Origin of the sequence: Amycolatopsis iheyensis (assembly GCF_024703995.1) — a bacterium.
In the GTDB taxonomy this organism is placed as follows: Bacteria; Actinomycetota; Actinomycetes; order Mycobacteriales; family Pseudonocardiaceae; genus Amycolatopsis; species Amycolatopsis iheyensis.
Genome location: NZ_JAMXQV010000026.1, coordinates 42282 through 68221, shown reverse-complemented (window position 1 = coordinate 68221; position 25940 = coordinate 42282). Strand labels below are relative to the sequence as shown.

The 25940-nt window shown below is 71.3% G+C and carries 24 protein-coding genes; 13 read left to right on the top strand and 11 right to left on the bottom strand.

What is annotated here, in order from left to right:
• The first annotated feature begins 21 nt into the window (after nucleotides 1-21).
• On the top strand, nucleotides 22-654 hold the full coding sequence (locus M8542_RS37710) for a MerR family transcriptional regulator (protein WP_257925129.1): 633 nt from the start codon (nucleotides 22-24) through the stop codon (nucleotides 652-654).
• On the opposite strand, the gene M8542_RS37705 is transcribed toward M8542_RS37710, so the two are convergent.
• Complete coding sequence (locus tag M8542_RS37705; RefSeq protein WP_257925230.1) at nucleotides 651-2372, bottom strand: serine/threonine-protein kinase; 1722 nt, start codon at nucleotides 2370-2372, stop codon at nucleotides 651-653. The genes M8542_RS37710 and M8542_RS37705 overlap by 4 nt on opposite strands.
• 138 nt (nucleotides 2373-2510) lie before the next feature.
• Here M8542_RS37705 and M8542_RS37700 point away from each other — a divergent pair, with 138 nt between their 5' ends.
• The 6 genes from M8542_RS37700 to M8542_RS37675 all read left to right on the top strand — a co-directional run bounded on the left by M8542_RS37700 (nucleotide 2511) and on the right by M8542_RS37675 (nucleotide 10433).
• Complete coding sequence (locus M8542_RS37700) at nucleotides 2511-4346, top strand: methylmalonyl-CoA mutase family protein (RefSeq protein WP_257925128.1); 1836 nt, start codon at nucleotides 2511-2513, stop codon at nucleotides 4344-4346.
• Nucleotides 4343-6520: a methylmalonyl-CoA mutase gene (scpA, locus tag M8542_RS37695; protein ID WP_257925127.1), complete on the top strand. Its 2178-nt coding sequence runs from the start codon at nucleotides 4343-4345 to the stop codon at nucleotides 6518-6520. The genes M8542_RS37700 and scpA overlap by 4 nt, the downstream gene beginning before the upstream one ends.
• Nucleotides 6521-6523: 3 nt before the next feature.
• A complete protein-coding gene (gene meaB, locus M8542_RS37690) occupies nucleotides 6524-7519 on the top strand; it encodes a methylmalonyl Co-A mutase-associated GTPase MeaB (protein WP_257925126.1) in 996 nt (331 codons plus the stop codon).
• A 50-nt stretch (nucleotides 7520-7569) separates the two neighbouring features.
• Nucleotides 7570-7872 (top strand): hypothetical protein, encoded by a 303-nt coding sequence (locus M8542_RS37685; protein ID WP_257925125.1) that lies wholly within the window; start codon nucleotides 7570-7572, stop codon nucleotides 7870-7872.
• Nucleotides 7873-8069: 197 nt separating this feature from the next.
• Nucleotides 8070-9371, top strand: coding sequence for an amidohydrolase (locus M8542_RS37680; protein ID WP_257925124.1), 1302 nt, complete (start codon nucleotides 8070-8072; stop codon nucleotides 9369-9371).
• Nucleotides 9372-9590: 219 nt separating this feature from the next.
• Complete coding sequence (locus tag M8542_RS37675; protein WP_257925229.1) at nucleotides 9591-10433, top strand: DUF559 domain-containing protein; 843 nt, start codon at nucleotides 9591-9593, stop codon at nucleotides 10431-10433.
• 60 nt (nucleotides 10434-10493) lie between these two features.
• Here the strand turns inward: M8542_RS37675 and M8542_RS37670 are convergent, their stop codons facing one another.
• Nucleotides 10494-10946, bottom strand: a complete 453-nt coding sequence (locus M8542_RS37670; protein ID WP_257925123.1) for a gamma-glutamylcyclotransferase family protein — start codon at nucleotides 10944-10946, stop codon at nucleotides 10494-10496.
• Between the two features lie 128 nt (nucleotides 10947-11074).
• On the opposite strand from M8542_RS37670, the gene M8542_RS37665 reads away from it, so the two are divergent.
• The 5 genes from M8542_RS37665 (at nucleotide 11075) to M8542_RS37645 (ending at nucleotide 15339) form a co-directional block, all read left to right on the top strand.
• Nucleotides 11075-12475, top strand: coding sequence for an NAD(P)H-quinone dehydrogenase (locus M8542_RS37665; protein ID WP_257925122.1), 1401 nt, complete (start codon nucleotides 11075-11077; stop codon nucleotides 12473-12475).
• A 73-nt stretch (nucleotides 12476-12548) separates the two neighbouring features.
• The gene (locus M8542_RS37660) at nucleotides 12549-13004 is read left to right on the top strand and encodes a hypothetical protein (RefSeq protein WP_257925228.1); all 456 of its coding nucleotides are present in this window, start codon (nucleotides 12549-12551) and stop codon (nucleotides 13002-13004) included.
• A gap of 185 nt (nucleotides 13005-13189) precedes the next feature.
• The gene (locus M8542_RS37655; RefSeq protein WP_257925121.1) at nucleotides 13190-13720 is read left to right on the top strand and encodes a hypothetical protein; all 531 of its coding nucleotides are present in this window, start codon (nucleotides 13190-13192) and stop codon (nucleotides 13718-13720) included.
• Nucleotides 13721-13811: 91 nt separating this feature from the next.
• On the top strand, nucleotides 13812-14447 hold the full coding sequence (locus M8542_RS37650; protein ID WP_372508706.1) for a class F sortase: 636 nt from the start codon (nucleotides 13812-13814) through the stop codon (nucleotides 14445-14447).
• 88 nt (nucleotides 14448-14535) lie between these two features.
• Nucleotides 14536-15339 carry a VOC family protein gene (locus M8542_RS37645; RefSeq protein ID WP_257925119.1) on the top strand — a complete coding sequence of 268 codons (804 nt, stop codon included), beginning with the start codon at nucleotides 14536-14538 and terminating at the stop codon, nucleotides 15337-15339.
• 45 nt (nucleotides 15340-15384) lie between these two features.
• On the opposite strand, the gene glpK is transcribed toward M8542_RS37645, so the two are convergent.
• Together glpK and M8542_RS37635 are read right to left on the bottom strand one after the other, a co-directional pair.
• Nucleotides 15385-16899 carry a glycerol kinase GlpK gene (gene glpK, locus M8542_RS37640; protein WP_257925118.1) on the bottom strand — a complete coding sequence of 505 codons (1515 nt, stop codon included), beginning with the start codon at nucleotides 16897-16899 and terminating at the stop codon, nucleotides 15385-15387.
• 31 nt (nucleotides 16900-16930) lie between these two features.
• Entirely contained in the window at nucleotides 16931-17680 is a 750-nt protein-coding gene (locus M8542_RS37635) for an MIP/aquaporin family protein (RefSeq protein ID WP_257925117.1), read from the bottom strand.
• Nucleotides 17681-17915: 235 nt separating this feature from the next.
• Here M8542_RS37635 and M8542_RS37630 point away from each other — a divergent pair, with 235 nt between their 5' ends.
• Nucleotides 17916-19649 (top strand): glycerol-3-phosphate dehydrogenase/oxidase, encoded by a 1734-nt coding sequence (locus tag M8542_RS37630; protein WP_257925116.1) that lies wholly within the window; start codon nucleotides 17916-17918, stop codon nucleotides 19647-19649.
• Between the two features lie 4 nt (nucleotides 19650-19653).
• Here the strand turns inward: M8542_RS37630 and M8542_RS37625 are convergent, their stop codons facing one another.
• From M8542_RS37625 to M8542_RS37595, 7 genes are read right to left on the bottom strand one after another with little or no spacing between them, the layout of a single operon-like run.
• Nucleotides 19654-20184: a GNAT family N-acetyltransferase gene (locus M8542_RS37625; RefSeq protein WP_257925115.1), complete on the bottom strand. Its 531-nt coding sequence runs from the start codon at nucleotides 20182-20184 to the stop codon at nucleotides 19654-19656.
• Between the two features lie 36 nt (nucleotides 20185-20220).
• Nucleotides 20221-21222, bottom strand: coding sequence for a hypothetical protein (locus M8542_RS37620; protein WP_257925114.1), 1002 nt, complete (start codon nucleotides 21220-21222; stop codon nucleotides 20221-20223).
• 48 nt (nucleotides 21223-21270) lie between these two features.
• Entirely contained in the window at nucleotides 21271-21876 is a 606-nt protein-coding gene (locus tag M8542_RS37615; RefSeq protein WP_257925113.1) for a response regulator transcription factor, read from the bottom strand.
• Complete coding sequence (locus M8542_RS37610) at nucleotides 21873-23033, bottom strand: sensor histidine kinase (RefSeq protein ID WP_257925227.1); 1161 nt, start codon at nucleotides 23031-23033, stop codon at nucleotides 21873-21875. The genes M8542_RS37615 and M8542_RS37610 overlap by 4 nt, the downstream gene beginning before the upstream one ends.
• 21 nt (nucleotides 23034-23054) lie before the next feature.
• Nucleotides 23055-23447, bottom strand: a complete 393-nt coding sequence (locus M8542_RS37605) for a DUF1707 SHOCT-like domain-containing protein (RefSeq protein WP_257925112.1) — start codon at nucleotides 23445-23447, stop codon at nucleotides 23055-23057.
• A gap of 7 nt (nucleotides 23448-23454) precedes the next feature.
• Nucleotides 23455-23985 carry a DUF1707 SHOCT-like domain-containing protein gene (locus M8542_RS37600; RefSeq protein ID WP_257925111.1) on the bottom strand — a complete coding sequence of 177 codons (531 nt, stop codon included), beginning with the start codon at nucleotides 23983-23985 and terminating at the stop codon, nucleotides 23455-23457.
• Between the two features lie 58 nt (nucleotides 23986-24043).
• Nucleotides 24044-25834, bottom strand: coding sequence for an acetyl/propionyl/methylcrotonyl-CoA carboxylase subunit alpha (locus M8542_RS37595; RefSeq protein ID WP_257925110.1), 1791 nt, complete (start codon nucleotides 25832-25834; stop codon nucleotides 24044-24046).
• Nucleotides 25835-25940: the final 106 nt, after the last annotated feature.

Sequence of the window (25940 nt, the reverse complement as noted above, 5' to 3'; positions counted from 1 at the left end):
CTGGGATCGGAGCGGGTGCGCATGCGGATGGCCGAACTGAGCGCCGAGTCCGGGGTGCCGGTCGCGACCGTCAAGTACTACCTGCGCGAAGGCCTGCTGCCGGCGGGTGAGCGCACCAGCCCCAATCAGGCCCGGTACTCGGCGGCGCACGTCCAGCGGCTCCGGCTGATCAAGGCGCTCACGGACGTCGGCGGCCTGCCACTGGCCTCGGTCGGGGCGGTGCTGAGCGCGATCGACGACGACCGCACCCCGCACGAAACGATGGGCGTCGTCCAGGAGGAGCTGGCGGGCGAGCCCCCGGCGGTTTCGCCGGAAGCCGCGGAGTGGGCGTCGGAGCGGCTGCGGGAGCTGGCCCACCGGCACGGCTGGAAGTGGCACGGTGAGGAGGACCGCACGCTCGCCAACCTGATCGCCGCGCTGGCGACGGCCAAGGAGCTGGGGCACGAGAAGCTCGCGGACCGCCTGGACGAGTACTTCGCGCTGGCGATGCGCGTGGCCGAGCTGGACGTCGAGGTGGTGACCGGCCTGACGTCGTTCGACAGGATCATCGAAGCCGGCCTGGTCGCGACGGTCCTCGGCGACCGGATCTTCACCGGGCTGCGCCACCTCGCGCAGGAGTTCGTCTCCCGCGACCTGCTGGACCGCGCGCCTTAGTCCGTGACGGTCAACGTCGTCGCGACGCGGTCGAAGACGTCGCGCCGGGCCGCGTCCTGCTGCTCGGCCGGCACGGTGACCGACAGGATCCAGAGGCTGGAGCCCGCCTTGACCAGCTTCGCGAACGTCACGCGCGTGCCGCCGCCCTCACCGCTTTCGGGCAGGGTGCTGCGCTCGGCCAGGCGGTAGGTCAGCGTCGAGCCGGTGCCGTCCGGCAGCGGCTGCGGCCCGTACAGCTCGAAGGCGTCGGGCGGGTAGGACTGCTTCAGCCAGGCGATGTACTCGTCGTCGCCCTGGTACTCGTCGAAGTACTTCGCCAGCCGCTCGACCCGCAGCGACCGGCGGCCGTCCGGCGAGACGTACTGGATGGCCAGGCTCACACCCAGCTTCGTGTTGTGCGGGGCGACGAACTTCTGCCAGCCCTCCGGCACGGACAGCCCGAAGTGCCCGCCGTCGCCGGTCGCGTAGCCCGCGTCGCCGGACATGCTCACCAGGTTCGGCGCCGGCACGTCGGTGGGGCCGTTCACCGGGCTCCGCGGCGCGGCGGCCGGGGGCAGCAGCGACTGCCCGCCGACCGTCCTGGCCAGCGCGAACCCGCCGCCGGCGGCGACCAGGAAGAGCAGCACCGCGACGGCGATCAGCACGGCGGTGGCCCGCGCGCCGCGACGCCCGGGCCGTGGCGGCGCGACGAAAACGGTGGCCGGCTCGGCCGGCAGCGGGCCCGCCGGGGCGGGCGGCCGCAGGAACGGCAGCGGGCCGGGGTCGGTGGCGAGCTCGCTGCTCGACTCCTCCGACTTCTTCTCCGGCTTCTCGGGCAGGACGGTCTTGATGACCTGCGTGTCCGTCGCGTCCGGCTGCGCGGACGTCTTCTTGCCGTCCGGGGTGTGGAACAGCTCGGGCCCGAACAGGTCGAGCGGCGTCTTCGACTGCAGCGGGTACAGCCGGTGCCGGACCTCGCGCAGCGTGATCCGCTTGCCCGGCTCCTTCCGCATCAGCGCGCTGATGACGTCGGCGAGCGGCCCGGCCTTCGGCTTGGGCACCTTGCCGTTGACGACCTTGCCGACGGTCTCCAGCGGGTCGCCGTCGGCGTCGTACGGCGGCGCGCCCTCGACCGCCGCGAACAGCGTCGCGCCGAGGCCCCACAGGTCGGCGGCCGGGATGACCGCGCCGCCCGAGGCGACCTCCGGCGCGATGTAGGCGGGGGAGCCGAGCATGATCCCGGTGCGGGTCATGGTGGCTTCGGAGACGTTGCGGGCGATGCCGAAGTCGGTCAGCTTGATCCGGCCGTCGCTGGCGACCAGGACGTTGCCCGGCTTGACGTCGCGGTGGGTGATCCCGGCGGCGTGCGCGGCCTCCAGCGCGGACGCGACGGCGATGCCGACGGCGGCGGCCTGCTCGACGGTCAGCGGCCCGTGGTCGCGCAGGATGTGCGCGAGGCTGCGCGAGGGCAGCAGCTCCATCACCACGAACGGCTGGTCGTTCTCGCGGGCGACGTCGTGCAGGATGATCACGTTCGGGTGAGAAAGCACGGCGATGGCGCGGGCCTCACGCAGCGTGCGTTCGCGCAGCTCGTCCGCCTGCGACGCCGGGATGCCCGGCGGCACCTTCATCTCCTTGACGGCGACCTGCCGGTGCAGGAACTCGTCGTAGGCGGACCAGACGGTGCCCATCGACCCGGAGCCGAGCACCGAACGCAGCCGGTAGCGACCGGCGACCACTCGTGTGTCTTCGCTGGAAGGGGGCACGACCCAATTGTGTCGTACCCGGGCCGCCGCCCCCTAACCTCCCCGGCGTGCCCCCCTAGCGCGACGCGAGTCACAGGTCGGCCGCGGCGAGTGCCTCTACCATCACTGGGTATGACTGAAGTGGCCGGTCCGGAGTCAGTGCCGATCTCCGAACTCGACCTGGCGGCCGAGTTCCCCCAGGTGACGCGCGAGCAGTGGCAGGAGCTCGTGGCCGGGGTGCTGCGCAAGAGCGGCAAGCTCCCCGAAGACTTCGCGGGCGCCCCGGAGAGCAAGCTCGTCACGCGGACCTACGACGGCATCGAGATCCAACCGCTCTACACGGCCGAAGACGTGCCGGGCGAGTCCGGTTTCCCCGGGCTCTCGCCGTTCGTGCGCGGCTCCCGCGCCGAAGGGCAGATCAGCACCGGCTGGGACGTCCGCGCCCGCTTCACCGGCGAAGACGCCCGAGCCGTCAACAAGGCGATCCTCGCCGACCTCGAAGGCGGCGTGACGTCGATCTGGCTGACGATGCCGCCCGCGTCGATCGCCGACGCGCTCAACGAGGTCTACCTCGACCTGGCGCCGGTGGTCCTGGACGCTGGCGCTTCGTACGAAGAAGCCGCTTCGGAGCTGTTCACGCTGTTCGACGAGCGCGAGATCCCGGCGAGTGAAGCCGTTGCCGTGCTCGGCGCGGACCCGATCGGGCTCGCCGCGCGCAGCGGCGCCGACGTCGACCTGGCACCGGCCGCCGCGCTGGCCGCGCGTGTCGCCGGGAAGTACCCGAAGGTGCGCACGATCGTCGCCGACGGCCTGCCGTTCCACGAAGCAGGCGGATCGGACGCCCAGGAGCTGGGCGCGCTGGTCGCCGCCGGCGTCACGTACCTGCGTGCGCTGACCGACGCCGGCCTGGACGTCGAGACCGCGGCCGGGCAGCTCGAGTTCCGCGTCGCCGCGACCGCCGACCAGTTCTCCACCATCGCGAAGCTGCGCGCGGCCCGCCGCCTGTGGGCCCGCGTCGCCGAGGTGTGCGGCTTCTCCTCGCCGATGCGCCAGCACGCGGTGACGTCGCCGGCGATGCTGACCCGGCGCGACCCGTGGGTGAACATGCTGCGCACGACGGTCGCCTGCTTCGGCGCGGGCGTCGGCGGCGCGGACGCCGTCACGGTGCTGCCGTTCGACGCCGCGATCGGCCGGTCCGACGCGTTCTCCGCGCGGATCGCCCGCAACACCCACGCCGTGCTGCTGGAGGAGTCCAAGCTGGCCGGCGTCATCGACCCGGCGGGCGGCTCCTGGTACGTCGAGAAGCTCACCGAGGACCTCGCGCACGCGGCCTGGGCGGAGTTCACCGCCATCGAATCCGCCGGTGGCCTGGTCGCTTCGCTGGCCTCAGGTGAGCTGGCGGCCGGGCTGGCGACGACGTGGGAGAAGCGTTCTTCTCGCATCGCCACCCGGCGTGACCCGCTCACCGGCGTCAGCGAGTTCCCGAACCTGGCCGAGAAGCCGGTGGTGCGGGAGCCCGTGGAGTCCACTGTGGAAGGTGGGCTGCCGCGGCACCGGTACGCCGAAGGCTTCGAAGCCCTTCGGGACGCTTCGGACGCGTATCTCGCTTCGCACGGTTCCCGGCCCAAGATCTTCCTCGCCACTTTGGGGCCGGTCGCCGCGCACACCGCGCGGGCCGGTTTCGCCGCGAACCTGTTCCAGGCGGGCGGGATCGAAGCCGTCAACCCGGGCGCGACCGACGACCTGCCCGGCGCGTTCCGCGAATCCGGCGCTCGCGTTGCCTGCCTCTGCGGCACTGACGACGCCTACGCCGCTTCCGCGGCCGAAGCCGCGGCGTCGCTCGGCGCCGAGTTCGTGCTGCTGGCGGGCAAGGGCACCTATGACGGTGTGGACGGCAACGTCTTCGCCGGCTGCGACGCCCTCGAAGTCCTCAACGGCCTGCACGTCAAGCTGGGAGTCACCCGATGAGCATCCCGAACTTCGCCGGCCTCGACCTCGGCACGCCGTCGCCGGGCGACCGCGACGCGTGGGCGCGCGCGGTCGAGACCGCCACCGGCAAGGGCCCGGACGCGCTGGCCTGGGAGACGCCCGAAGGCATCGGCGTCAAGCCGGTCTACACGGCGGCGGATCTGTCCGATGTGGACTTCCTGGGGACGTACCCCGGCGTCGCGCCGTTCCTGCGCGGCCCGTACCCGACGATGTACGTCAACCAGCCCTGGACCATCCGCCAGTACGCCGGGTTCTCGACCGCCGAGGAGTCCAACGCCTTCTACCGGCGCAACCTCGCCGCCGGCCAGAAAGGGCTTTCGGTCGCCTTCGACCTGGCCACCCACCGCGGCTACGACTCCGACCACCCCCGCGTCTCCGGCGACGTCGGCATGGCGGGCGTGGCGATCGACTCCATCTACGACATGCGCCAGCTCTTCGACGGGATTCCGCTCGACAAGATGTCGGTGTCCATGACGATGAACGGCGCGGTGCTGCCGGTGCTCGCGCTGTACGTCGTCGCGGCCGAAGAACAGGGTGTCAAACCGGAGCAGCTCGCGGGGACCATCCAGAACGACATCCTCAAGGAGTTCATGGTCCGCAACACCTACATCTACCCGCCGCAGCCGTCCATGCGGGTCATCTCCGACATCTTCTCCTTCACTTCGCAGCACATGCCGAAGTACAACTCGATCTCCATCTCCGGTTACCACATGCAGGAAGCCGGCGCGACGGCCGACCTCGAGCTGGCCTACACGCTCGCCGACGGCGTCGAGTACATCCGGTCCGGAGTGGACGCCGGCCTGAGCGTCGACAAGTTCGCGCCGCGCCTGTCGTTCTTCTGGGCGATCGGGATGAACTTCTTCATGGAGGTCGCGAAGCTGCGCGCGGCGCGGCTGCTGTGGGCGAAGCTGGTGAAGGGCTTCAGCCCTGCCAACGCGAAGTCGCTTTCGCTGCGGACGCACTCCCAGACGTCCGGCTGGTCGCTGACCGCGCAGGACGTCTACAACAACGTGGTGCGCACGTGCGTCGAGGCGATGGCCGCGACCCAGGGGCACACGCAGTCGCTGCACACGAACGCCCTCGACGAGGCGCTCGCGCTGCCGACCGACTTCTCCGCGCGGATCGCCCGCAACACCCAGCTGCTGCTGCAGCAGGAGTCCGGCACCACGCGGGTGATCGACCCGTGGGGCGGGTCCGCCTTCGTCGAGAAGCTGACCTACGACCTCGCGCGCAAGGCGTGGGGCCACATCAGCGAGGTCGAGCAGGCCGGCGGGATGGCCAAGGCGATCGACGCGGGCATCCCCAAGCTGCGCATCGAAGAGGCCGCCGCCCGCACGCAGGCGCGCATCGACTCCGGGCGGCAGCCGGTCATCGGCGTCAACAAGTACCAGGTGACCGGTGACGTGGACGACGCTGTCATCGAAGTGCTCAAAGTGGACAATGCGGGCGTCCGGACGCAGCAGCTGGAGAAGCTGCGGCGGCTGCGTGACGAGCGTGATGCCTCGGCCACCGAGGACGCGTTGCGGCGCTTGACCGAGGGTGCCGGCAACGGCGGCAACCTGCTGGAGCTGGCGATCGGCGCGGCCCGGGCGAAGGCGACCGTCGGCGAGATCTCCGACGCGCTGGAGAAGCTCTGGGGCCGGCATTCCGGGCAGATCCGGACGATTTCCGGCGTCTACCGCGAAGAGGTGGGTAAGTCGCAGAACGTCGAAAAGGCCCGCGCGCTGGTCGAGGAGTTCGCCGCCGAGGAAGGCCGCCGCCCGCGGATCCTCGTCGCGAAGATGGGCCAGGACGGCCACGACCGCGGCCAGAAGGTGATCGCCACCGGCTTCGCCGACATCGGCTTCGACGTCGACGTCGGCCCGCTGTTCTCCACTCCGGCCGAGGTCGCGCGGCAGGCGATCGAGGCGGACGTGCACGTGGTCGGCGTCTCTTCGCTGGCGGCCGGGCACCTCTCGCTGGTGCCGGCGCTGCGGCACGAGCTCGCCGAGCTGGGCCGCGAGGACATCATGGTCGTCGTCGGCGGCGTCATCCCGCCGCAGGACTACCCGGCGCTGCGCGAGGCCGGCGCGGCCGCGATCTTCGGGCCCGGCACGGTCCTCGCCGACGCCGCCATCGACCTGCTCGGCCAGCTCACCGCGCAGGAGTCCTGACCCTTGCCGCGCAAGATCGACGTCACCGCCTACGCCAAGGGGGTCCTCGCCGGCGACCGCGGCACGCTGTCCAAGGCGATCACGCTGGTCGAGTCGCAGCGCGAGGACCACCGGGCGTTGGCGCAGGAGCTGCTGGTCGAGCTGCTGCCGTCGTCCGGTGGCGCGCGGCGCGTCGGCATCACCGGCGTGCCCGGTGTCGGCAAGTCGACGTTCATCGACCAGCTGGGCACCGACCTGACCGCGGCCGGCCACCGCGTCGCCGTGCTGGCCGTCGACCCGTCGTCGACGCGCACCGGCGGGTCGATCCTCGGCGACAAGACCCGCATGGCGCGCCTGGCGGTCGACGAACGGGCGTTCATCCGGCCGTCGCCGACGTCGGGGACCTTGGGCGGGGTCGCGCGGGCGACCCGCGAGACGATCGTGCTGATGGAAGCGGCCGGCTACGACACCGTGCTGGTCGAGACCGTCGGGGTGGGACAGTCCGAAGTGACCGTCGCGAACATGGTCGACTGCTTCCTGTTCCTCACCCTGGCACGCACCGGTGACCAGCTGCAGGGCATCAAGAAGGGCGTGCTGGAGCTCGCCGACGTCATCGCCGTCAACAAGGCCGACGGCGACCACGGGCGGGACGCTCGCCGCGCCGCGCGCGAGCTGTCGGGCGCCTTGCGGATGATCTACGGGCCCGAAGCGTCCTGGACGCCACCCGTGCTGACCTGCAGCGGCCTGCACAACCTGCGTCTCGACGAGGTCTGGGGCGCGATCGAGCAGCACCGCGAGACGCTCTCGGCGTCCGGCGAGCTCGACGCCCGCCGGCGGCAGCAGCAGGTCGACTGGACGTGGGCGATGGTTCGCGAACAGCTGCTGAGTCGCCTGGCGGCGCATCCGGACGTGCGAACGGTCGTTCCGGACGTCGAACGGGCGGTGCGGGACGGTGAGCTGACGGCTACCCTCGGTGCTCAGCGCATCCTCGACGCGTTCGGTCCACCGCGTGGTGGCTGACGCGCCGGGTGGTTCGCGGGCAGAATGCCTGGTCGTGGCGAAGGGATGACATGGCGAAACTGCGGGGTCTGGTCCTGGTCGGCGTGCTGGGCGCGGTGCTGTTCACCGCGTCGCCGGCGGTCGCTTCGCCGGTGCGCCCGGCCGCGGTCGTGGTGACGGTGGCGCACGCGCCCGCCTCGCTGGTCCCGGCGCAGACACCCAACCCGGGTCCCGTGCTGGACCCGGCCCAGACCGACAAGGCGAACAGCCAGAAGACCAAGAACAAGCTGATCGCGGGCGTGGTCGCGGTCGTGCTGCTCGGCATCGTCATCTGGGGCAGGCGGATCCGCTCGAAGAAAGCCAAGAAGTCCTGACGCCTTCGGCGTTGCCGAACTCCTGCACGCCGTTCAACGCAGATCCGGTACCGGCCATCTAGGACGGCGCTTTTCGAGGCGCGCGTTGCCGCCTGCATGGTGCACGATCGTCTGCAAATGCGTACGACAGATCGATCGGCACGTTGCGTGACCCCAGCCGCTGCCCGGGTTACCCGTGTTGCGGGAGGAGGTGCGGCGTGACGGTGTTGGACTCACGACCGGACGTTCCAGGCGACCCTCATGGGCGCATGATGACCCCTATGGAGGGGCCTGAAGCGCTCATTTCCGAAGCCGGCGTAAGCATGGCTCCCGTGGAGGACCTTGGTGCGGGCCGCGGCCCGTTCTGGCTCGACGACTGGCTGCGCGCCAACGCGACCGACGTGCTCGCCTGGCGCCGGCACATCCACGCGCACCCGGAGCTGTCGCGTCACGAGTTCGCGACCACGGAACTGGTCGTCACGCTGTTGCGCGCGGTCGGCCTCAAGCCGTGGGTGCTGCCCGGCGGCACCGGCGTCGTGTGCGACATCGGCACCGGCGACCGGTGCGTGGCGCTGCGCGCGGACATGGACGCGCTGCCGCTCACCGAGGACACCGGGCTGCCCTATTCGTCGACGGTCGAGGGCGCGGCGCACATGTGCGGCCACGACGCCCACACGGCGATCCTGCTGGGCGCGGCCCGCGCCCTGGCCGGCGCGCCGGAGCTGCCCGGCCGCGTCCGGCTGATCTTCCAGGCGGCCGAGGAGGTCATGCCCGGCGGCGCGCTGGACATGATCGCGGCGGGCGCGCTGGAGGGCGTCGAGCGGATCTACGGCCTGCACGTCGACCCGCGGCTCGAGGTGGGTCGCGTGGGCATGCGCGTCGGCGCCCTGACGTCGGCGGCGGACCTGATCGAGTTGCGCCTGACCTCGCCGGGCGGCCACACGTCCCGCCCGCACCTGACGGCGGACCTGGTCCACGCGCTGGGCTCGGTGATCACCGGCTTGCCTGCGCTATTGTCGCGCCGGGTCGACCCGCGGTCGGGCACGGTGCTGGTCTGGGGCGCGGTCCACGCGGGCCAGGCGGCCAACGCGGTCCCGCAGGACGGCGTCCTGCGCGGCACCCTGCGCACGGCGGACCACGAAGTCTGGACGGCCCTGGAGCCCCTGGTCGCCTCTTCGGTGGAGTCCCTGCTGGCGCCGCTGGGCGTCGGCTTCTCGCTGGACTACCGCCGCGGCGTCCCACCGGTGGTGTCCGACGCCGACTCGACGGCCCTGATGCGCGCCGGCACCGAAGCCGCCCTCGGCGAGTCCGGCGTCGCCTCGACAGAGCAGTCATCGGGCGGCGAGGACTTCGGCTGGTACCTGGAGCACGTCCAGGGAGCCTTCGCCCGCCTAGGCGTCTGGCCCGGCCCCCCGGCCCCCCAGTCGGACATCCACCGCCCGACATTCATCCTGGACGAGCGAGCCCTCCTCTGCGGAGTCCGAACCCTGGTCCACACAGCCCTAACAACCCTCGCCTGAGCCGTGTCGTCTCTCCAATCACGCGTGTCGACCTTCTAATCACGCGTGTCGACCCTTCCCGCACGCGAGTTGTGCACAGGGTTATCCACAGGTGGGTAGTTGTCCACAGATTGAGAATGAGGCCCTTCCACCCGGGCGTGGGAGGGCCTCATTCTCGATCTTGTGACCGAGTGGGCAAGACGACATGGAGTGCTCTCGCGTGCCGAGGCCGACCGCATCCTGGGGCGGCGCAAGGTGCTCGAAGGGCTTGAACGCGGGCTGCTCTCGCAGCCATGGCGAGGCGTTGTCGTGCACGCCACCGACCTCTTGAAATTGCCGACGAGGGCTGCCGCCGCGTTGCTCGCCGTCAAGCCTCCCGTCGCCGTGGCCGGGGTTACTTCCCTTGCCTTGCACGGCATTTCGGCGGCCGATGACCGCGACATCCACGTGATGGTGCCCTACTCGCGGCGCGTTCGATCGCGGCCCGGTCTGGTCGTGCACCAAGGTGGCTTCCGGGACGAAGACGTGATCGAGATCGATGGCCTGCTGACCTTCCTCCTCGATCGTGCCTTGGCCGACTTTCTCTGCGACGGGGGTAAGCGAGCGGCCTTCACCGCGCTCGACGAAGCCCTTCGAGGTCTGCCGCCGGATCACTGCGCGAAACTCCGGGAGAACGTGCGCGACCGGCTCGCCGACCGCCGCGACCGGCGAGGTATCCACAGGGCGCTGATGCTGCTGGACCTCGCCACCGGCAGGGCGGAGTCGCCTCCGGAAAGCGTGCTGCGGCTGATCGTCGTCGAAGCCGGCTTCCCAGTGCCGGATCCGCAGCACGAGATCACCACAGTCGACGGCCGCAAGCTCTACGTGTTCGACATGGCCTGGCCGAGCCGACAGATCGCCCTCGAATACGACGGGTTCGCCGCTCACGAGGAACGCCGTGAGTACGACCGGGAACGCGACGAACGGATGGCGGCCCGTGGCTGGATCACCCTCCGGGCCGTCGCGGCCGATCTGCGGGATCCAAGTCGTCTTCTGACCGAGCTGCGCAATGCCTTCGACCGGCGAGCGGGCCGAGCGGCGTGATCAGCGGGTCGACACGCGTGATTGAAGGGTCGACACGCGTGATTGGGGAGACGACACGAGCTAGCCGGTTATTCCGGAGCAGGGGCGGGTTCGGAGGTCGTCTACGTAGTCGGCTGGGGCACCTGCGGTCTCCGCGGCGTCCGCCAGGACGCCCAGGTAACGGGCGGAAGGGAGGCCGCCTTCGTAGGCGTCCAGGACGTAGAGCCAGGCCAGGGCCGAGCCGTCCATGGTCTGGACGCGGAGGCGGATCTTCGAGTGGATGCCCAGCTCGCCGCCCTCCCAGCGGTCCAGGCCCGTCTCGTCCAGGGACGTCACGTCGTAGAGGACGACGAAGACCCGGGATGCCGGGTCTTCGACGATCGTGGCCAGGGCACCTTCCCAGCCGAGGTCCTCGCCGCCGAAGGTCAGGCGCCACCCCTCCAGCCAGCCGGTGCCGGCCATCGGCGAGTGCGGCGCGCGCTCCAGCATCTGGGCGGGCTCCATGTTCGATCCGTACGCGGCATACAACGGCACGCGGACAGCCTAGCGACCCCGCCCGCCCCCGGTCGGACGCACTCGCCGTGTTCGCCCACTTCAGTGTCCGGCCACCTTCGCCGCGTACGGTGAGAGCACCGCAAACGCTCATCCAGAGGAGGACCCAGGTGACCAGGATCGTGATCATGGGCGGGGGCCCGGCCGGCTACGAAGCCGCGCTGGTCGCAGCCCAGCACGGGGCCGACGTCACGATCGTCGAGCGTGACGGCCTGGGTGGCGCCTGCGTCCTCTACGACTGCGTTCCGTCGAAGACGTTCATCGCGAGCTCGGGCGCCCTGGCGAAGATGCACGACCTCGGCGAGCTCGGCATCAACACCGACCTGGCCGACACGCGCGTCGACCTCCCGACCGTCCACGGCCGGGTGAAGGGCCTCGCGCTCGCCCAGTCCGCCGACATCCGCGCCCGCGTACAGCGCGAAGGCGTCCGCGTCATCGCCGGCGAAGCACGCTTCTGCGACGAAGAGCCCGGCCTCGCGACGCACAAGGTCGCCGTCACGACCGCCGAAGGCACCGAGAAGCTGCCCGCCGACGTCGTCCTCATCGCCACCGGCGCCACCCCGCGCGTGCTGCCCGGCGCGGTGCCCGACGGTGAGCGCATCCTCGACTGGCGTCAGCTCTACGAGCTCCAGGAGCTGCCCGAACACCTCGCCGTGATCGGCTCCGGCGTCACCGGCGCCGAGTTCGCGTCCGCCTACACCGAGATGGGCGTCAAGGTCACCGTCGTCTCCAGCCGCGACCGCGTCCTCCCGCACGAGGACGCCGACGCCGCCGCCGTGCTCGAGGAGGTCTTCTCCCAGCGCGGCACGACCGTCGCCAAGCAGGCGCGCGCGGACCGCGTCGAGCGCACCGAAAAGGGCGTCGAGATCCACCTCGCCGACGGCCGCGTGATCGAAGCCAGCCACGCGCTGATGACCGTCGGGTCGGTCCCCAACACCACGGACATCGGCCTCGACAAGGTCGGCATCTCGCCCGGCCCCGGCGGGTTCATCACCGTCGACCGCGTTTCGCGCACCTCCGTTCCCGGGATCTACGCCGCCGGCGACTGCACCGGCGTGCTCATGCTGGCCTCGGTGGCGAGCATGCAGGGCCGCATCGCGATGTGGCACGCGCTGGGCGAAGGCGTCGCGCCGATCAAGCTCAAGACCGTCGCCGCCAACGTGTTCACCCACCCGGAGATCGCCACCGTCGGCATCAGCCAGCAGGCGATCGACTCCGGCGAGGTGCCCGCGCGCACCATCATGCTGCCCCTGGCCACCAACGCGCGCGCGAAGATGGAGGGCCTCCGCCGAGGCTTCGTGAAGCTGTTCTGCCGCCCCGCCACCGGCGTGGTCGTCGGTGGCGTCGTCGTGGCGCCGACGGCGAGCGAGCTCATCCTTCCCATCGCGCTCGCCGTCCAGAACCAGCTCACAGTGGACCACCTGGCACTGACATTTTCGGTGTACCCGTCGCTGTCGGGCTCGATCACCGAGGCCGGCCGCCAGCTCATGCGCCACGACGATCTCGACTGATCCGTTACGCAACCCCTTCGCACCCCGTCGCGTCTTGTCGGTGGTAAGGCTGAAGGACGCGAAGGGTGCGAAGGTGCGCAAGACGGTGGTTTTCGTTGCGGCAGCGGTGATCGGGGCGACGGCGCTGGCAGCGCCCGCGACAGCGCAGCAGACCAGCGGCAGTCCCGCGCCGAGCGCGCCAGCGGGGCGCGTCCAGCTCAACGTCAACACCGCGTACAACACGACGCTCGTGGACAAGTACGTCCGCGACGCGCCGAACGTCGCGCTGGCCAAGTGCGCCGAGGACAAGGGGACGTTCGCCTCGCCGGTGCTCAGCTTCGCCAACTACGTCTCGGGCCCGTTCATGGGCACCGACGCGAACATCAGCGCCGACGTCGAGCTGAAGCCCGGCACCGCGGCGGGAACGTACCCGCTGACCGTGACGTGCGGCGCGAACACCTACCGCACCCAGTTCTCGGTGCCGGCGCCTCAGGTTTCGAAGGTGCCCTCCGGCGCCGCCAAGGCGGGCGACGGCAGCATGGCCGGCTGACCGCCGCCGGAACCCGAACCACCCCGGAATGCTTCCGGGGTGGTTTTTTCTTGGACGCAACCCCCATTCCCGTGACACGTCTCATGAAGTACAGGGAAGCGAAAGCCGAGGCAGGGGGACTGCGATCGGCGTTCGCGAGGCGAATCCGCCGCATTTCCGAGCGTCCAGGAAAAGGGGAGAAAACAATGCGCAGGACTCTTGTGCTCGCCGTCGTCTCGGTGGGGTTGCTGCTCGGTGGCCCGGCGGCCTTCGCCGCGCCGTCCACCTCGGCGGAGCCCGCGGGAAACCCGAAGGCCTACCTGCGCGTGCTCCCGGGGGCCGCCCGGCCGGGCGCGAAGGTGGAGATCCGCCTCGGCTGCGAGGCCTCGGCCACGCAGAACCCGACGTCGCCGGTCCTCACCATCGGCAACCTGCGCCGGGTCGGCCCGCAGCACGACCCGGCGAAGGCGCCGGCCGCGGCCGCGTCGGCGGTCGTGAAGCAGGCGAAGCCGGGCGTCTACGCGGTGTCCTTCTCCTGCGGTGGCGCCGAGATCACCACGAAGTTCACCGTTCTGAGTGAAGCGAAGCAGGTCGTCAAGGTGCCCTCGGGGGCGCCGCAGACCGGGGGCGCCGACGGTCCGTCCGACGGCGGTCCGCTGGCCGCGGCCGCCGCGATGGGCGCACTCGCGGTGGGCGGCGGCGGGCTCGTGCTCGCCCGGCGGGCGCGGCGGCGCTGAGCGCGGCGGTACGGTCGGACGCAACCGAACGAGCCACCCGGACGTGTGAACGGCAGGAGCCAGGCACGGGGGAGACATGAGCACGAGGAGCATGAGCAGACGGGGCTACCTGATCGCCCTCGTCCTGGCGTTGCTGGCCGCGTTGGTGGTGCTGGTGCTGACGCTCGGCGGCGGCGCCGAACCGTCCACCGCGCAGCCGCCGCCCGCCGCCCAGCCGGTCGCGGTCGACCCGGAGCCGCCGGCCCAGGGCCAGGACGCCGTCGCGGCCCTGCCGAAGTCCGAGCCGGTCTCGATCGACATCCCGAAGATCGACGCGCACTCTTCGCTGGTCCCGCTGGGTGTCAACGCGGACAACACGATCCAGGTGCCGCCGGTGACCACGCCGCTGCAGGCGGGCTGGTACACCTACGCGCCGACGCCCGGCGAGGTCGGCCCGGCCGTCGTCCTCGGCCACGTCGACGGCAACCACCAGAAGGGCATCTTCTTCCGGCTCAAGGAACTGGCGCCGGGTGACCGGGTCTCGGTCGCCCGCCGGGACGGCACGACGGCGTCGTTCGAGGTGACGAAGGTGCACCAAGTGCCCAAGAAGGACTTCGAGGCCGAGGGCGTCTACGACGACACGGCCGGCCCGGAGCTGCGGCTGATCACCTGTGGCGGCGTCTTCGACCGCAGCGCGCACAACTACGTCGACAACATCGTCGTCTACGCCAAGCTCGTCGGCCGCTGAGAGTCCTTCGGCCCTGGTTTTGTCGGTGGTGGGTGCCAGACTGTGTCGGCCGTCACCTCGGCGGCGCGGACGAGGGTTGGGAGCCGACATGTTGTTCCGGGACGAGCGGTGGCCTGACGGCACACCCAGCTGGGTGGACCTGATGGTCCCCGACCAGGCGAAAGCGGTGGCTTTCTACAGTGGCCTGTTCGGTTGGGACGTGCAGAAGGGCGGCGAGGAGACCGGCTTCTACGGCATGGCGCAGCTGGGCGGCCGGTCGGTCGCCGGGATCGGCCAGACCCCGCCGGGCCAGGAGATGCCGGCGGTGTGGACGACCTACCTCGCGGTGTCCGACGTGGACCGGACGGCGACGGCGATCACCGAGGCCGGCGGGCAGATCCTGATGCCGGTCATGGAAGTGCTGAAGGAAGGCCGGATGGCGGTGGCGGCCGACCCGGCGGGCGCGGTCTTCGGCCTCTGGGAAGCGGGCGACCACATCGGCACCCAGGTCACGGCGGCGCCCGGCACGCTGGCCTGGAACGAGTGCATGAGCCGCGACTACCCGGCGGCGAAGGCGTTCTACGAGCAGGTGTTCGGCTTCGGCTTCCAGGACCTGTCGAACGACGACTTCACGTACGCGGTCCTGCTGATCGACGGCCGCCCGGTGGGTGGGCTCGGCGCGCTGCCCGGCTCGGTGCCGGCGGAGGTGCCGTCGAACTGGTCGGCCTACTTCTCGGTGGCGGACGCGGACGCGAGCGCGGCGAAGGTCGTCGAGCTGGGCGGGCAGGCGCAGGGGCAGCCGTTCGACTCGCCGTACGGACGGCAGGTGCGGGTGGTCGACGACCAGGGCGTGCCGTTCCTGGTGATCTCGCCGAACGAGCAGTCCGGCAAGCCGGAGGGCTGGGACGCCTGAGTGAACGAGCCGGAGGCGCCGCGTGGCGCCCCCGGCCCGAGCCGCTCAGTCCTCGTCGGCCACCCAGTCGAACGTCTTCGTCACGGCCTTCTTCCAGTTGCGGAACTCGCGGTCGCGGCGGGCGTCGTCCATGGCCGGGTCCCACTGCTTGTCCTGGGCCCAGTTGTTCCGGATGTCGTCCTCCGACTTCCAGAAGCCCACCGCCAAGCCGGCCGCGTACGCGGCGCCCAGCGCGGTCGTCTCGTTGACCACCGGGCGGATCACCGGCACGCCGAGGATGTCGGCCTGGAACTGCATCAGCAGCTCGTTGACGACCATCCCGCCGTCCACCTTGAGGGAGGTGAGCGAAACACCCGAGTCGGCGTTCATCGCCTCGAGCACCTCACGCGTCTGGAACGCCGTGGCTTCCAGGACCGCGCGGGCGAGGTGGCCCTTGTTGACGAACCGGGTGAGGCCGACGATCGCGCCACGGGCGTCGGAGCGCCAGTAAGGCGCGAACAGACCCGAGAACGCCGGGACGAAGTACGCGCCACCGTTGTCCTCGACGCTGCGTGCGTGTTCCTCGATCTCGGCCGCGGTCGCGATCATGCCGAGGTTGTCGCGCAGCCACTGCACCAGCGAACCGGTCACCGCGATGGAGCCTTCCAGCGCGTAGACCGTGTCGTTCGAGCCGATCTTGTAGCAGACCGTGGTGAGCAGTCCGTTCTGCGACATCACCTTTTCGGTGCCGGTGTTGAGCAGCATGAAGTTGCCGGTGCCGTAGGTGTTCTTGGCTTCGCCGGGCGAAAGGCAGGCCTGGCCGAACGTCGCGGCCTGCTGGTCGCCCAGGATGCCCGCGATCGGCACCCCGGCCAGCGCGCCCTTCTCGCGGACCTTGCCGTACTCCTCGGACGAGGAGCGGATCTCCGGCAGCATCGAAAGGGGGATGCCCATCTCGCCGGCGATCTCGGCGTCCCATTGCAGGGTGTCGAGGTCCATCAGCATGGTGCGCGAAGCGTTCGTCGGGTCGGTGACGTGCACACCGCCGTCGGCGCCGCCGGTCATGTTCCACAGCACCCAGGTGTCCATGTTGCCGAAGATCAGGTCACCGGCTTCGGCCTTCTCGCGGGCGCCGTCGACGTTGTCGAGGATCCACTTGATCTTCGGCCCGGAGAAGTACGTCGCGAGCGGGAGGCCGACCTTCTCGCGGTAGCGCTCCTGGCCGCCGCCGAGGTTGCCGAGCTCGGTGACGATCTTGTCGGTGCGGGTGTCCTGCCAGACGATGGCGTTGTACACCGGCTTGCCGGTCGCCTTGTCCCAGACGAGCGCGGTCTCGCGCTGGTTGGTGATGCCGACGGCGGCGATGTCCTTCGCGGTCAGGTCGGCCTTGGCGAGCGCGCCCGCGGCGACCCGGCGCGTGTTCTCCCAGATTTCCTCGGCGTTGTGCTCGACCCAGCCGGCCTTCGGGAAGATCTGCTCGTGCTCGCGTTGGTCGACGGCGACCACGCGGCCTTCGTGGTTGAAGATCATGCACCGGGTCGACGTCGTGCCCTGGTCGATCGCGGCTACGTACGAAGTCATGTGTGCTCCAGGAATCCGTTGGGTGAGGCGATCAGGTCAGGTTGTGCACACCGAGGTAGAGCAACGCGGCCAGCGCGCCACCGGCCAGCGGGCCGACGACCGGGATCCAGGAGTAGCCCCAGTTCGCGTTGGCCTTGTTCTTGATCGGCAGCAGGAACGCGTACGCGATGCGCGGGCCGAGGTCACGGGCCGGGTTGATGGCGTAGCCCGTCGGCCCGCCGAGCGAGGTGCCGATCACGAGGACCACGAACGAGACGCCCGCGTAGCCGAGCGCGGAGTTGCCGAAGGTCGGCACCCCGTCGCCGCCGGCCGCCGCCACCGGGCTGAGCAGGATCCACGCCACCAGCACGAAGGTGCCGATGATCTCGGTGACGAGGTTCCACACCTTGTTCGGGATCTGCGGCGCGGTGGAGAAGATGCCGAGCGTGTTCTCGGGTTCGGGGTGGTCGTCGAACTGCAGCTTGTAGGCGGCCCAGCAGAGGACGGCGCCGAGGATCGCGCCGACCATCTCGCCGATGAAGTAGAAGGGGACGTCGGCCCAGGCCGTCTTGCCCGAAATCGCCAGGCCGAGCGTCACCGCCGGGTTGAGGTGGGCGCCGGTCGGCGCCGCGATGCTGGCGCCGGTGAAGACGGCGAAGGCCCAGCCGAAGTTGATGAACAGGAAGCCGGCGTCATGACCGTTGTTCTTGCGGAGCACGTGGTTCGCGACCACACCGTTGCCGAGCAGGATCAGCGCGGCCGTTCCCAATATTTCCCAGACGATTATTGCCCCAGCACTCACCGCTGCACCTCCACACTGGACACTCTGCGCAGGGTCGATCACGGCGTGCCACGGCACCGTTGCCGACCCACGTCGGGGGGACGTTACCGGTGTGCCGAAGATCATTCCAGGCACCGGGTAGCCGAATCTTTTCAAGATCCTTGACGGTTACGCCACACGTGTCATCCGTGGACGGGCGGAGGATCACCAGGTCGTGCGATGCTGGGAGCCTCGCCAGTACGAGGAGGAATGTCACGTGGCGCAGCACGCAGCGGAGACGAACCCGGCTCGGCTCGGCCCGGTCAAGCGGGACGAGACCTGGCAACGGCTGGGCAGCGAAACCTTCGACCTCGTCGTCATCGGCGGCGGTGTCGTCGGCGCGGGCACGGCGCTGGACGCCGCGACGCGCGGGCTGCGGGTCGCGCTGGTCGAGGCCCGGGATCTCGCGTCCGGGACGTCGAGCCGGTCGAGCAAGCTCTTCCACGGCGGCCTGCGCTACCTGGAGCAGCTCGAGTTCGGCCTGGTCCGGGAAGCGCTTCGCGAGCGTGAGCTGATGCTGACGACCATCGCGCCGCACCTGGTCAAGCCGGTCAGCTTCCTCTACCCGCTGACGCACCGCGTGTGGGAGCGCCCGTACACCGCGGCGGGCCTGCTGATGTACGACACGATGGGCGGCGCGCGCAGCGTCCCCGGCCAGAAGCACCTCACGCGCGCGGGCGCGCTGCGGATGGTGCCGGCGCTGAAGCGGTCCGCGTTGATCGGCGGGATCCGCTACTACGACGCGCAGTCCGACGACGCCCGCCACACGATGACCGTGGCGCGCACGGCGGCGCACTACGGCGCGATCGTGCGGACGTCGACGCAGGTCGTCGGGTTCCTGCGCGAGGCCGACCGGGTGTCCGGGGTGCGCGTGCGCGACGTCGAAGACGGCCGCGAGACGGAGATCTCGGCGGCGGCGGTGATCAACTGCACCGGCGTCTGGACCGACGAGCTGCAGCGGCTGTCCGGCGGCCGCGGGCGGTTCCGCGTGCGCGCCAGCAAGGGCGTGCACATCGTGGTGCCGCGCGACCGGATCGTCTCGGAGTCGGGGATGATCCTGCGCACCGAGAAGTCGGTGCTGTTCGTGATCCCGTGGCGCAATCACTGGATCGTGGGCACGACGGACACCGACTGGAACCTCGACCTGGCGCACCCGGCGGCGACGAAGCACGACATCGACTACCTGCTGGAGCACGTCAACAGCGTCCTGGCGACACCGCTGACGCATGACGACATCGAAGGCGTGTACGCGGGCCTTCGCCCGTTGCTGGCGGGGGAGAGCGAAGAGACGTCGAAGCTTTCGCGCGAGCACGCGGTGGCGCGGGTCGCCCCGGGCCTGGTCGCGATCGCGGGCGGCAAGTACACGACGTACCGGGTGATGGCGGCGGACGCGGTCGACGCGGCCGCGGTGGACCTGCCGGGCCGCTCGCAGCCGTCGATCACGGACAAGGTCCCGCTGCTGGGCGCGGACGGCTACCACGCGCTGGTCAACCAGGCCGACCACCTGGCCGCCGAGCACGGCCTGCACCCGTACCGGGTCCGGCACCTGCTGGACCGCTACGGCTCGCTGGTCAACGAGGTCCTGGCGACGGCGGAGGGCCGGCCGGAGCTGCTGAAGCCGATCGAGCACGCGCCGGACTACCTGGGTGTCGAGGTCGTGTACGCGGCTTCGCACGAGGGGGCGCTGCACCTGGAGGACGTCCTGGCCCGCCGGACGCGCATCTCGATCGAGTACGCGCACCGCGGGGTGGACTGCGCGGACCAGGTCGCGACGCTGGTCGGCGAGGTCCTCGGCTGGTCGGCCGAGACGGTGAAGCGCGAGGTGGAGGTCTACCGCGGCCGGGTGGAGGCCGAACGCGAGTCCCAGTCCCAGCCGACCGACGAAGCGGCGGACGCGCTGCGGATCGCGGCCCCGGAGGCCCGGTCGGGCATCGTGGCCCCGGCCGGCTGAGGGGTCAGGAGGTCCGGTGCCACCGGATCAGCCGCTCCCCGGTAGCGGCCGGATCCGGTTCCGGGCCCAGCAACGTGAACCCACAGCGCTCCGCCACGATCGCCGACGCCGTGTTGCTCTCCTCGTACCGGTAGCTCACCTCGGTCAGGCCGAGGCCGCCGAAGCCGAACCGCAGCGCCGCGCTCAACGCCGTCGTCGCGATGCCCTTGCCCCGCTCCGCCGGGTGGACCCAGATCGTCGCCTCGGCGTACGCCGCGGGCAGGTCCAGCTCGCGCAGCCCCACCTCGCCCAGCAGGCGGCCCGACGTCGGTTCGGCGATCGCCCACGAACAGCGCTCGTCGCCGGCCCACTGGGCCGCCCGCAACGCCACGTACTCCGTTGCTTCGTCCACCGTCCGCAGGCGGTAGTTCAGCACGTACTTGCGGTGCGTCGGGTCCGCGAACGCCTCCATCAGCACCCGGCGGTCGTCGATGTGCCGGTCGGCGCGCAGCTGGCGCAGGTAGTAGGTGCCCGCGTTGATCTCCACCGGTTCCACTCCACCCAGCCTAGCCAGGCCGGACGCGCCCCGCGATCAAGGCAGCGAGTAGCGCCACACGACCGGACGGCCGCCGTTCGTCGTCGGCTCGCTGTTCGACACCACGCCCGCGATCGTGCCGTCGTCGCCCACTGCCTTCGCCCAGGCCTGCGTGAATCCGGGCGCCGGGGGCAGCGAGCCCATCGACCGGGTGCCGAGCCAGGCCGCGAGCGGGGTCGCCGAGGTGTCGTACCCCACGATCAGGCCGTACCGGTTGATCCCGAACGCCGCGTGGGACGACGGCAGCGCCGCCGGCTCGGTCGGCGTGCGCCACACCGCCGCTTGGCCGGGACCCCCGGCGAATTCGGCCGAGTTGCCCGTGACCTGCCCGTTCCGGATGGCCTGGGCGAAGGTGTAGGGCTGGCCCGGCAGGGTGGTCAGCTCCTGGAACTCGCCGTCGCGCCAGAGGACCGAGTGCGGGTACGAGTTCAGCAGGACCGTGCCGTCGTCGTCGATGTCCGTCGCGGACAGGGACGGCAGCCCGGTGATCTCCACCGGGTGCGCCCGGTCGGCCGCGTGCCAGACCAGCACCACCGATTCGCCGCTCCAGTTCGACGCGTTCCCCACCACGTCGCCGCGCTCGTTCAGCGCCACCGCCGTCACCAGCGGCCACTCGGTCGGCTGGGCCAAGCCCTGGTAGCCGCCGTCGCGGCCGAGCAGGAAGAGCTGGTGCTCCGAGGCGGCGCCGACAGAGTCGCAGAGCACCGTCCCCGCCGAGTTCTCGTCCGCCACCGCGGTCGACTCGAAGCCCGTGGGCTGGGGGTGCACCGTGGGCTGCCCCTTCGACCACGTGACGACGGTGCCGTGCCCGTCCAGCACGAGGTGCCCGGCGTAGCCGCCGTGGCTGTCGGTGCCGCGGACCCACCCGGTGGCGTCCGGGTGGCCGGCCGGCAACGCCAGCAGGTTCGCCTCCCAGTGACCGACGGCGGCCTCCGCGGGCTGCGCGAGCGTGGTGGCCAGCAGCGCCGCACCGATGGCGGCGAGCATCTTCGACCTCATCCGTTCCTCCCCTGTCCGACGCCACCACGCGCCGGCCCGGGGAACGGTTTAGAGCAGACCCCGCCGGAGCGCCTCGGCGACGGCGGCCGCGCGGTCGCTCACCCCGAGCTTCGCGTAGGCCTGGCGCAAGTGGGTCTTGACGCTCGCCTCGCTGATCACCAGCCGGCTCGCCGCCGCGCGGTTCGTCGCGCCCGCCGCCACCAGGCGCAGCACCTCCAGCTCCCGGGTCGTCAACGGCGACCGCAGGCGGTCCAGCAGGAAGCCCGCCGCGCGCGGGGACAGCACCGGCTCGCCGCGGGCCGCCGCGCGGACCGCCGCCAGCAGGTCCGGCACCGGCGCGTCCTTGAGCAGGTAGCCCAGCGCGCCCGCTTCGATCGCCGGCAGCACGTCGGCCGACGTGTCGAACGTCGTCAGCACCACCACCCGGACCGCGGGGTGCTCGACGGCCAGCCGCTTGATCGCGCCGACGCCGTCCAGCTCCGGCATGCGCAGGTCCATCAGCACGACGTCGGGGCGGTGCCGCGCCACCAGGGCCAGCGCCTCCACGCCCGACGCCGCCTCGCCCACGACCACCAGGTCCGGCTCGCCGGTGAACGCGCCGCGCAGGCCGTCGCGGACGATCGGGTGATCGTCCACCAGCAGGACGCGGATCACGCCGGGATCGCCGGGACCTGGGCGCTCACCGCCGTGCCGCCGCCCGGCGCGCTCTCGATCGCCAGCGTCCCGGCCACCCGGCGGACGCGCTGGCGCATCGCCTCCAGGCCGAACCCGGTGCCCTCGCCCCGGTCGCCGTCGCGGAAGCCGACGCCGTCGTCGACGACGTCGAGCAGCACCAGATCGTCCGAATAGGACAGCGTGAGCGCGATCCGCGACGCCTTCGCGTGCTTCTCCGCGTTCGCCAGCGCCTCCTGCGCGACGCGGTAGAGCGTCTCCTCCAGGTCGGGCAGCAGCGGCCGGGCGTCCCCGGTCGTCTCGGCGCGGACGTCTGCCCCGGACGTGCCGGCCACGCGCGCGGCCAGCCGGGAAAGCGCTTCCGGCAGCTGGGCTTCGGCCAGTGGCTCGGGCCGCAACGCCTGCACCGCGCGACGCGCTTCGCCGAGGCTCTCGCGGGCGAGCACGCGCACCTGCGCCAGCCGCCGGTCCCGGTCCGGGCCGTCGGCGGCCTGCAGCTGCGTGACGATCCCGGTCAGCCCCTGGGCGATCGTGTCGTGGATTTCGCGGGCCATCCGCTGCCGCTCGTCGAGCACGCCGGCTTCGCGTGCCTGCGTCAGGAGCTGGGCGTGCAGGTTGGCGTTCTCCTCGAGCGCGGCCTCCAGCCGGACGTTCGCCTTCCGCCGCTGTTCGCTCTCCGCGCCGACGAACCACGCCGCGTACAGCAGCGGCCCGGCCATCGACAGGACCAGCACCCAGGTCGGGCTCCGCGAGTCCGAGTTGGCGGCCAGCAGCGGCAGCGTCGCCGTCGCGGCCACCGCGAAGAAGCCCCAGCGCGCCGGGAAGAGCACGAAGGCGAGCGGGTACCCGAAGGACGCGAAGCCCATGAAGGAGTCGTCGTTCGCCACCAGCACCGTCGCGGCCGCGAGCACCCCGGCGTAGTAACCCGCGGCCAGCCACGGGTGCGTCCGCCGGTGCGGGAACAACGGGATCAGCAGCGGCACCCACACCGCCGCCGCCACGGCGACCACCAGGGTCACCCCGCGCAGCCCGGACCCCCAGAACGCGCACGCGGCGAGCCCGGCCAGGCCGACGCCGGTGAAGATCGGCCCCGCCAGCCGTTCGCCTCGGGCGTCCAGCGCGCCCGGAACCACGCCCATCACGGGGTGATTCTCGCAGGCTCAGCGCCGGCGGCGGGCGCCGGCGAGCATCGCCACCACGAGCGGCAGCGCGACCGAGATGATCAGCAGCCGGCCGCGGGACAGGATCAGCACCACCACCGCCAGGACGATCGCGATCGGCACGGCGCTGCGGGTCAGGAAGTTCGCCAGCGGGCTGTCGCCGCCGGACATGACCGGCACCTGCGGCGCGGCCGCCCCGTTCAGCAACGCGCTCGGGCGCGGCGAGGGCAGGTCGTCGAACAGCGGGATCAGCTCGCTGACCCGCTTGGCCGCGGTGACCTTCGCCGATCGCGACCCGTACTCGTCGATGTCGAGCCGCCCGGTGCGGACGTGCTCTTCGAGGACGTCCAGGGCGTCCTGGCGTTCGGCGTCGCTCAGCAGCATGTCGCTCACGGCGGGATCAGTGGTCCAGGCCGCGCCGCTGGTCGCGGTAGGACTCGCGCAGCGCGCGGCGGCGTTCGCGGTCGCGCACGTGGTGCTCGTGCCGCCGGTGCTGGTGCCCGCCGTGGCCCCACATCGACCGGCCGAAGACACTCAGGCCGATCGGGACGAGGATCAGCGCCCCGTGCACGACGCCGGTGGCGATCAACGCGATCGTGGCGATCCAGACCAGCGGGATGAACGCGGCGATGAACCGCTGCGGGCTCGTCCAGCCCTCCGGCGCGGCCGGTTGCCGCGGTGCGGGCGCGGCGGCCGGCTCGGGTGCCGCGACGGCCTGCGGGACGTCGTCGTACTTCGGGTGCGGCGCCGGCAGGTCCGCGAAGATCTCGACGAGCTCGCCACGCGTCTTCGCCGCGGTGATCCGCGCCGAGCGCTCGCCGTACTCCTCGATGTCGATCCGCCCCGCGGTCATGTGCTCACCGAGCGCGGTCAGCGCGGATTCGCGGTTCTGGTCGCTGATCCGCAGCTGCGGAGACGGGACTTCGGTCACGTAGTCGATGGTAGGCCGCCTCGGGGGCGGCCCACCACGACATCTGTAACGAACTGTCCTACTTGAGCTCGAGAAGCTGCGTGCCCTGCGTCACGGCGGCGCCGACCTCGACCGCGAGGCCGGTGACGGTGCCCGCTTTGTGTGCGGTGACCGGGTTCTCCATCTTCATCGCCTCGAGGACGACGATCAGCTCGCCGGCCTCGACGCTCTGGCCCTCTTCGACGGCGACCTTGACGATCGTGCCCTGCATCGGCGCGGTGACGGCGTCGCCGCTCACCGACGCCTTGCCGCCGCCGGCGCGCTTGCGCGGCTTAGCCTTCACGGCGGTGCCGCCCCCGCCGCCTTCGAGCGCCAACCCGCCCGGCAGCGACACTTCGAGCCGGCGCCCGCCGACCTCGACGACGACGTTCTGCCGCGGCGCCTCTTCGGGCGTCTCGACGTCCGGCGCGACGAACGGCTCGATCTGGTTGTCGAACTCCGTCTCGATCCAGCGCGTGTGCACGCTGAAGCCGTTCTCGTCGCCGATGAACGCCGGGTCGTCGACGATCACGCGGTCGAACGGCAGCACCGTCGCCATGCCTTCGACGACCATCTCGGCCAGGGCCCGGCGGCTGCGCTCCAGGGCGTTGTTCCGGTCCGAGCCCGTGACGATCAGCTTCGCCAGCATCGAGTCGAACTGGCCGCCGACCACGCTGCCGTCCTCGACACCGGAGTCGACGCGCACACCGGGACCGCTCGGCGCGACGAACTTCGTCACCGTGCCCGGGGCGGGCAGGAAGCCGCGGCCGGCGTCCTCGCCGTTGATGCGGAACTCGATCGAGTGGCCGCGCGGCTCGGGGTCCTCGGTGATCCGCAGCTTCTCGCCGCGCGCGATGCGGAACATCTCGCGCACCAGGTCGAGGCCGGTGGTTTCCTCGGAAACCGGGTGCTCGACCTGCAGCCGCGTGTTGACCTCGAGGAACGAGATCGTGCCGTCGGTCGCGACGAGGTACTCGACCGTGCCGGCGCCGTAGTAGCCGGCTTCCTTACAGATCGCCTTCGCGGATTCGTGGATGCGCTTGCGCTGGTCGTCGCTCAGGAACGGCGCGGGCGCCTCCTCGACGAGCTTCTGGTGGCGGCGCTGCAGCGAGCAGTCGCGGGTGCCGACGACGATCGCGGTGCCGTGCATGTCGGCCAGGACCTGCGCCTCGACGTGGCGCGGCTTGTCCAGGTAGCGCTCGACGAAGCACTCGCCGCGGCCGAACGCGGCGACCGCCTCGCGCGTCGCGGACTCGAACAGCTCCGGGATCTCTTCGCGGGTGCGCGCGACCTTCAGGCCGCGGCCACCGCCGCCGAACGCGGCCTTGATGGCCACCGGCAGGCCGTGCTCGTCGGCGAACGCGACGATCTCGCTCGCGTCCTTGACCGGCTCCTTGGTGCCCGGCACCAGCGGCGCGCCCGCGCGCGTCGCGATGTGGCGGGCGGTGACCTTGTCGCCGAGGTCGCGGATGGCCTGCGGGCTCGGCCCGATCCAGGTCAGCCCGGCGTCGAGGACGGCCTGGGCGAAGTCCGCGTTCTCGGAGAGGAAGCCGTAGCCAGGGTGCACCGAGTCGGCGCCGGCGCGCTTCGCGGCGTCGAGCAGCTTGTCGAAGTTCAGGTAGCTCTCGGCGGCCGTGGTGCCGCCGAGCGCGAAGGCTTCGTCGGCCAGCCGGACGTGCGGTGCGTCGCGGTCCGGGTCGGCGTACACCGCGACGCTGGCGAGGCCCGCGTCCTTGGCGGCTCTGATCACGCGTACCGCGATTTCACCCCGGTTGGCGACCAGGATCTTGGTCACCGGACCACCGGTGGATTCGCCGACCTGCTCGGCCACCCCGCACCTCCTGCGTCCCGACAGCTGCATTGCTGTACCGCCCGAAGCGGCATTGGGGAAGTCTACGGATATGCGGTCGTGAGTCTCTGGAGTGAGAGGTGGACCA

Bases quoted from the DNA above. Each gene is read 5' to 3' on its own strand.
- M8542_RS37710 (WP_257925129.1), top strand. From the start codon at position 22: ATGCGGATGGCCGAACTGAGCGCCGAGTCCGGGGTGCCGGTCGCGACC.
- M8542_RS37700 (WP_257925128.1), top strand. From the start codon at position 2,511: ATGACTGAAGTGGCCGGTCCGGAGTCAGTGCCGATCTCCGAACTCGAC.
- scpA (WP_257925127.1), top strand. From the start codon at position 4,343: ATGAGCATCCCGAACTTCGCCGGCCTCGACCTCGGCACGCCGTCGCCG.
- M8542_RS37685 (WP_257925125.1), top strand. From the start codon at position 7,570: ATGGCGAAACTGCGGGGTCTGGTCCTGGTCGGCGTGCTGGGCGCGGTG.
- M8542_RS37655 (WP_257925121.1), top strand. From the start codon at position 13,190: ATGCGCAGGACTCTTGTGCTCGCCGTCGTCTCGGTGGGGTTGCTGCTC.
- M8542_RS37650 (WP_372508706.1), top strand. From the start codon at position 13,812: ATGAGCAGACGGGGCTACCTGATCGCCCTCGTCCTGGCGTTGCTGGCC.
- M8542_RS37645 (WP_257925119.1), top strand. From the start codon at position 14,536: ATGTTGTTCCGGGACGAGCGGTGGCCTGACGGCACACCCAGCTGGGTG.
- glpK (WP_257925118.1), bottom strand. From the start codon at position 16,899: ATGACTTCGTACGTAGCCGCGATCGACCAGGGCACGACGTCGACCCGG.
- M8542_RS37620 (WP_257925114.1), bottom strand. From the start codon at position 21,222: ATGAGGTCGAAGATGCTCGCCGCCATCGGTGCGGCGCTGCTGGCCACC.
- M8542_RS37610 (WP_257925227.1), bottom strand. From the start codon at position 23,033: ATGGGCGTGGTTCCGGGCGCGCTGGACGCCCGAGGCGAACGGCTGGCG.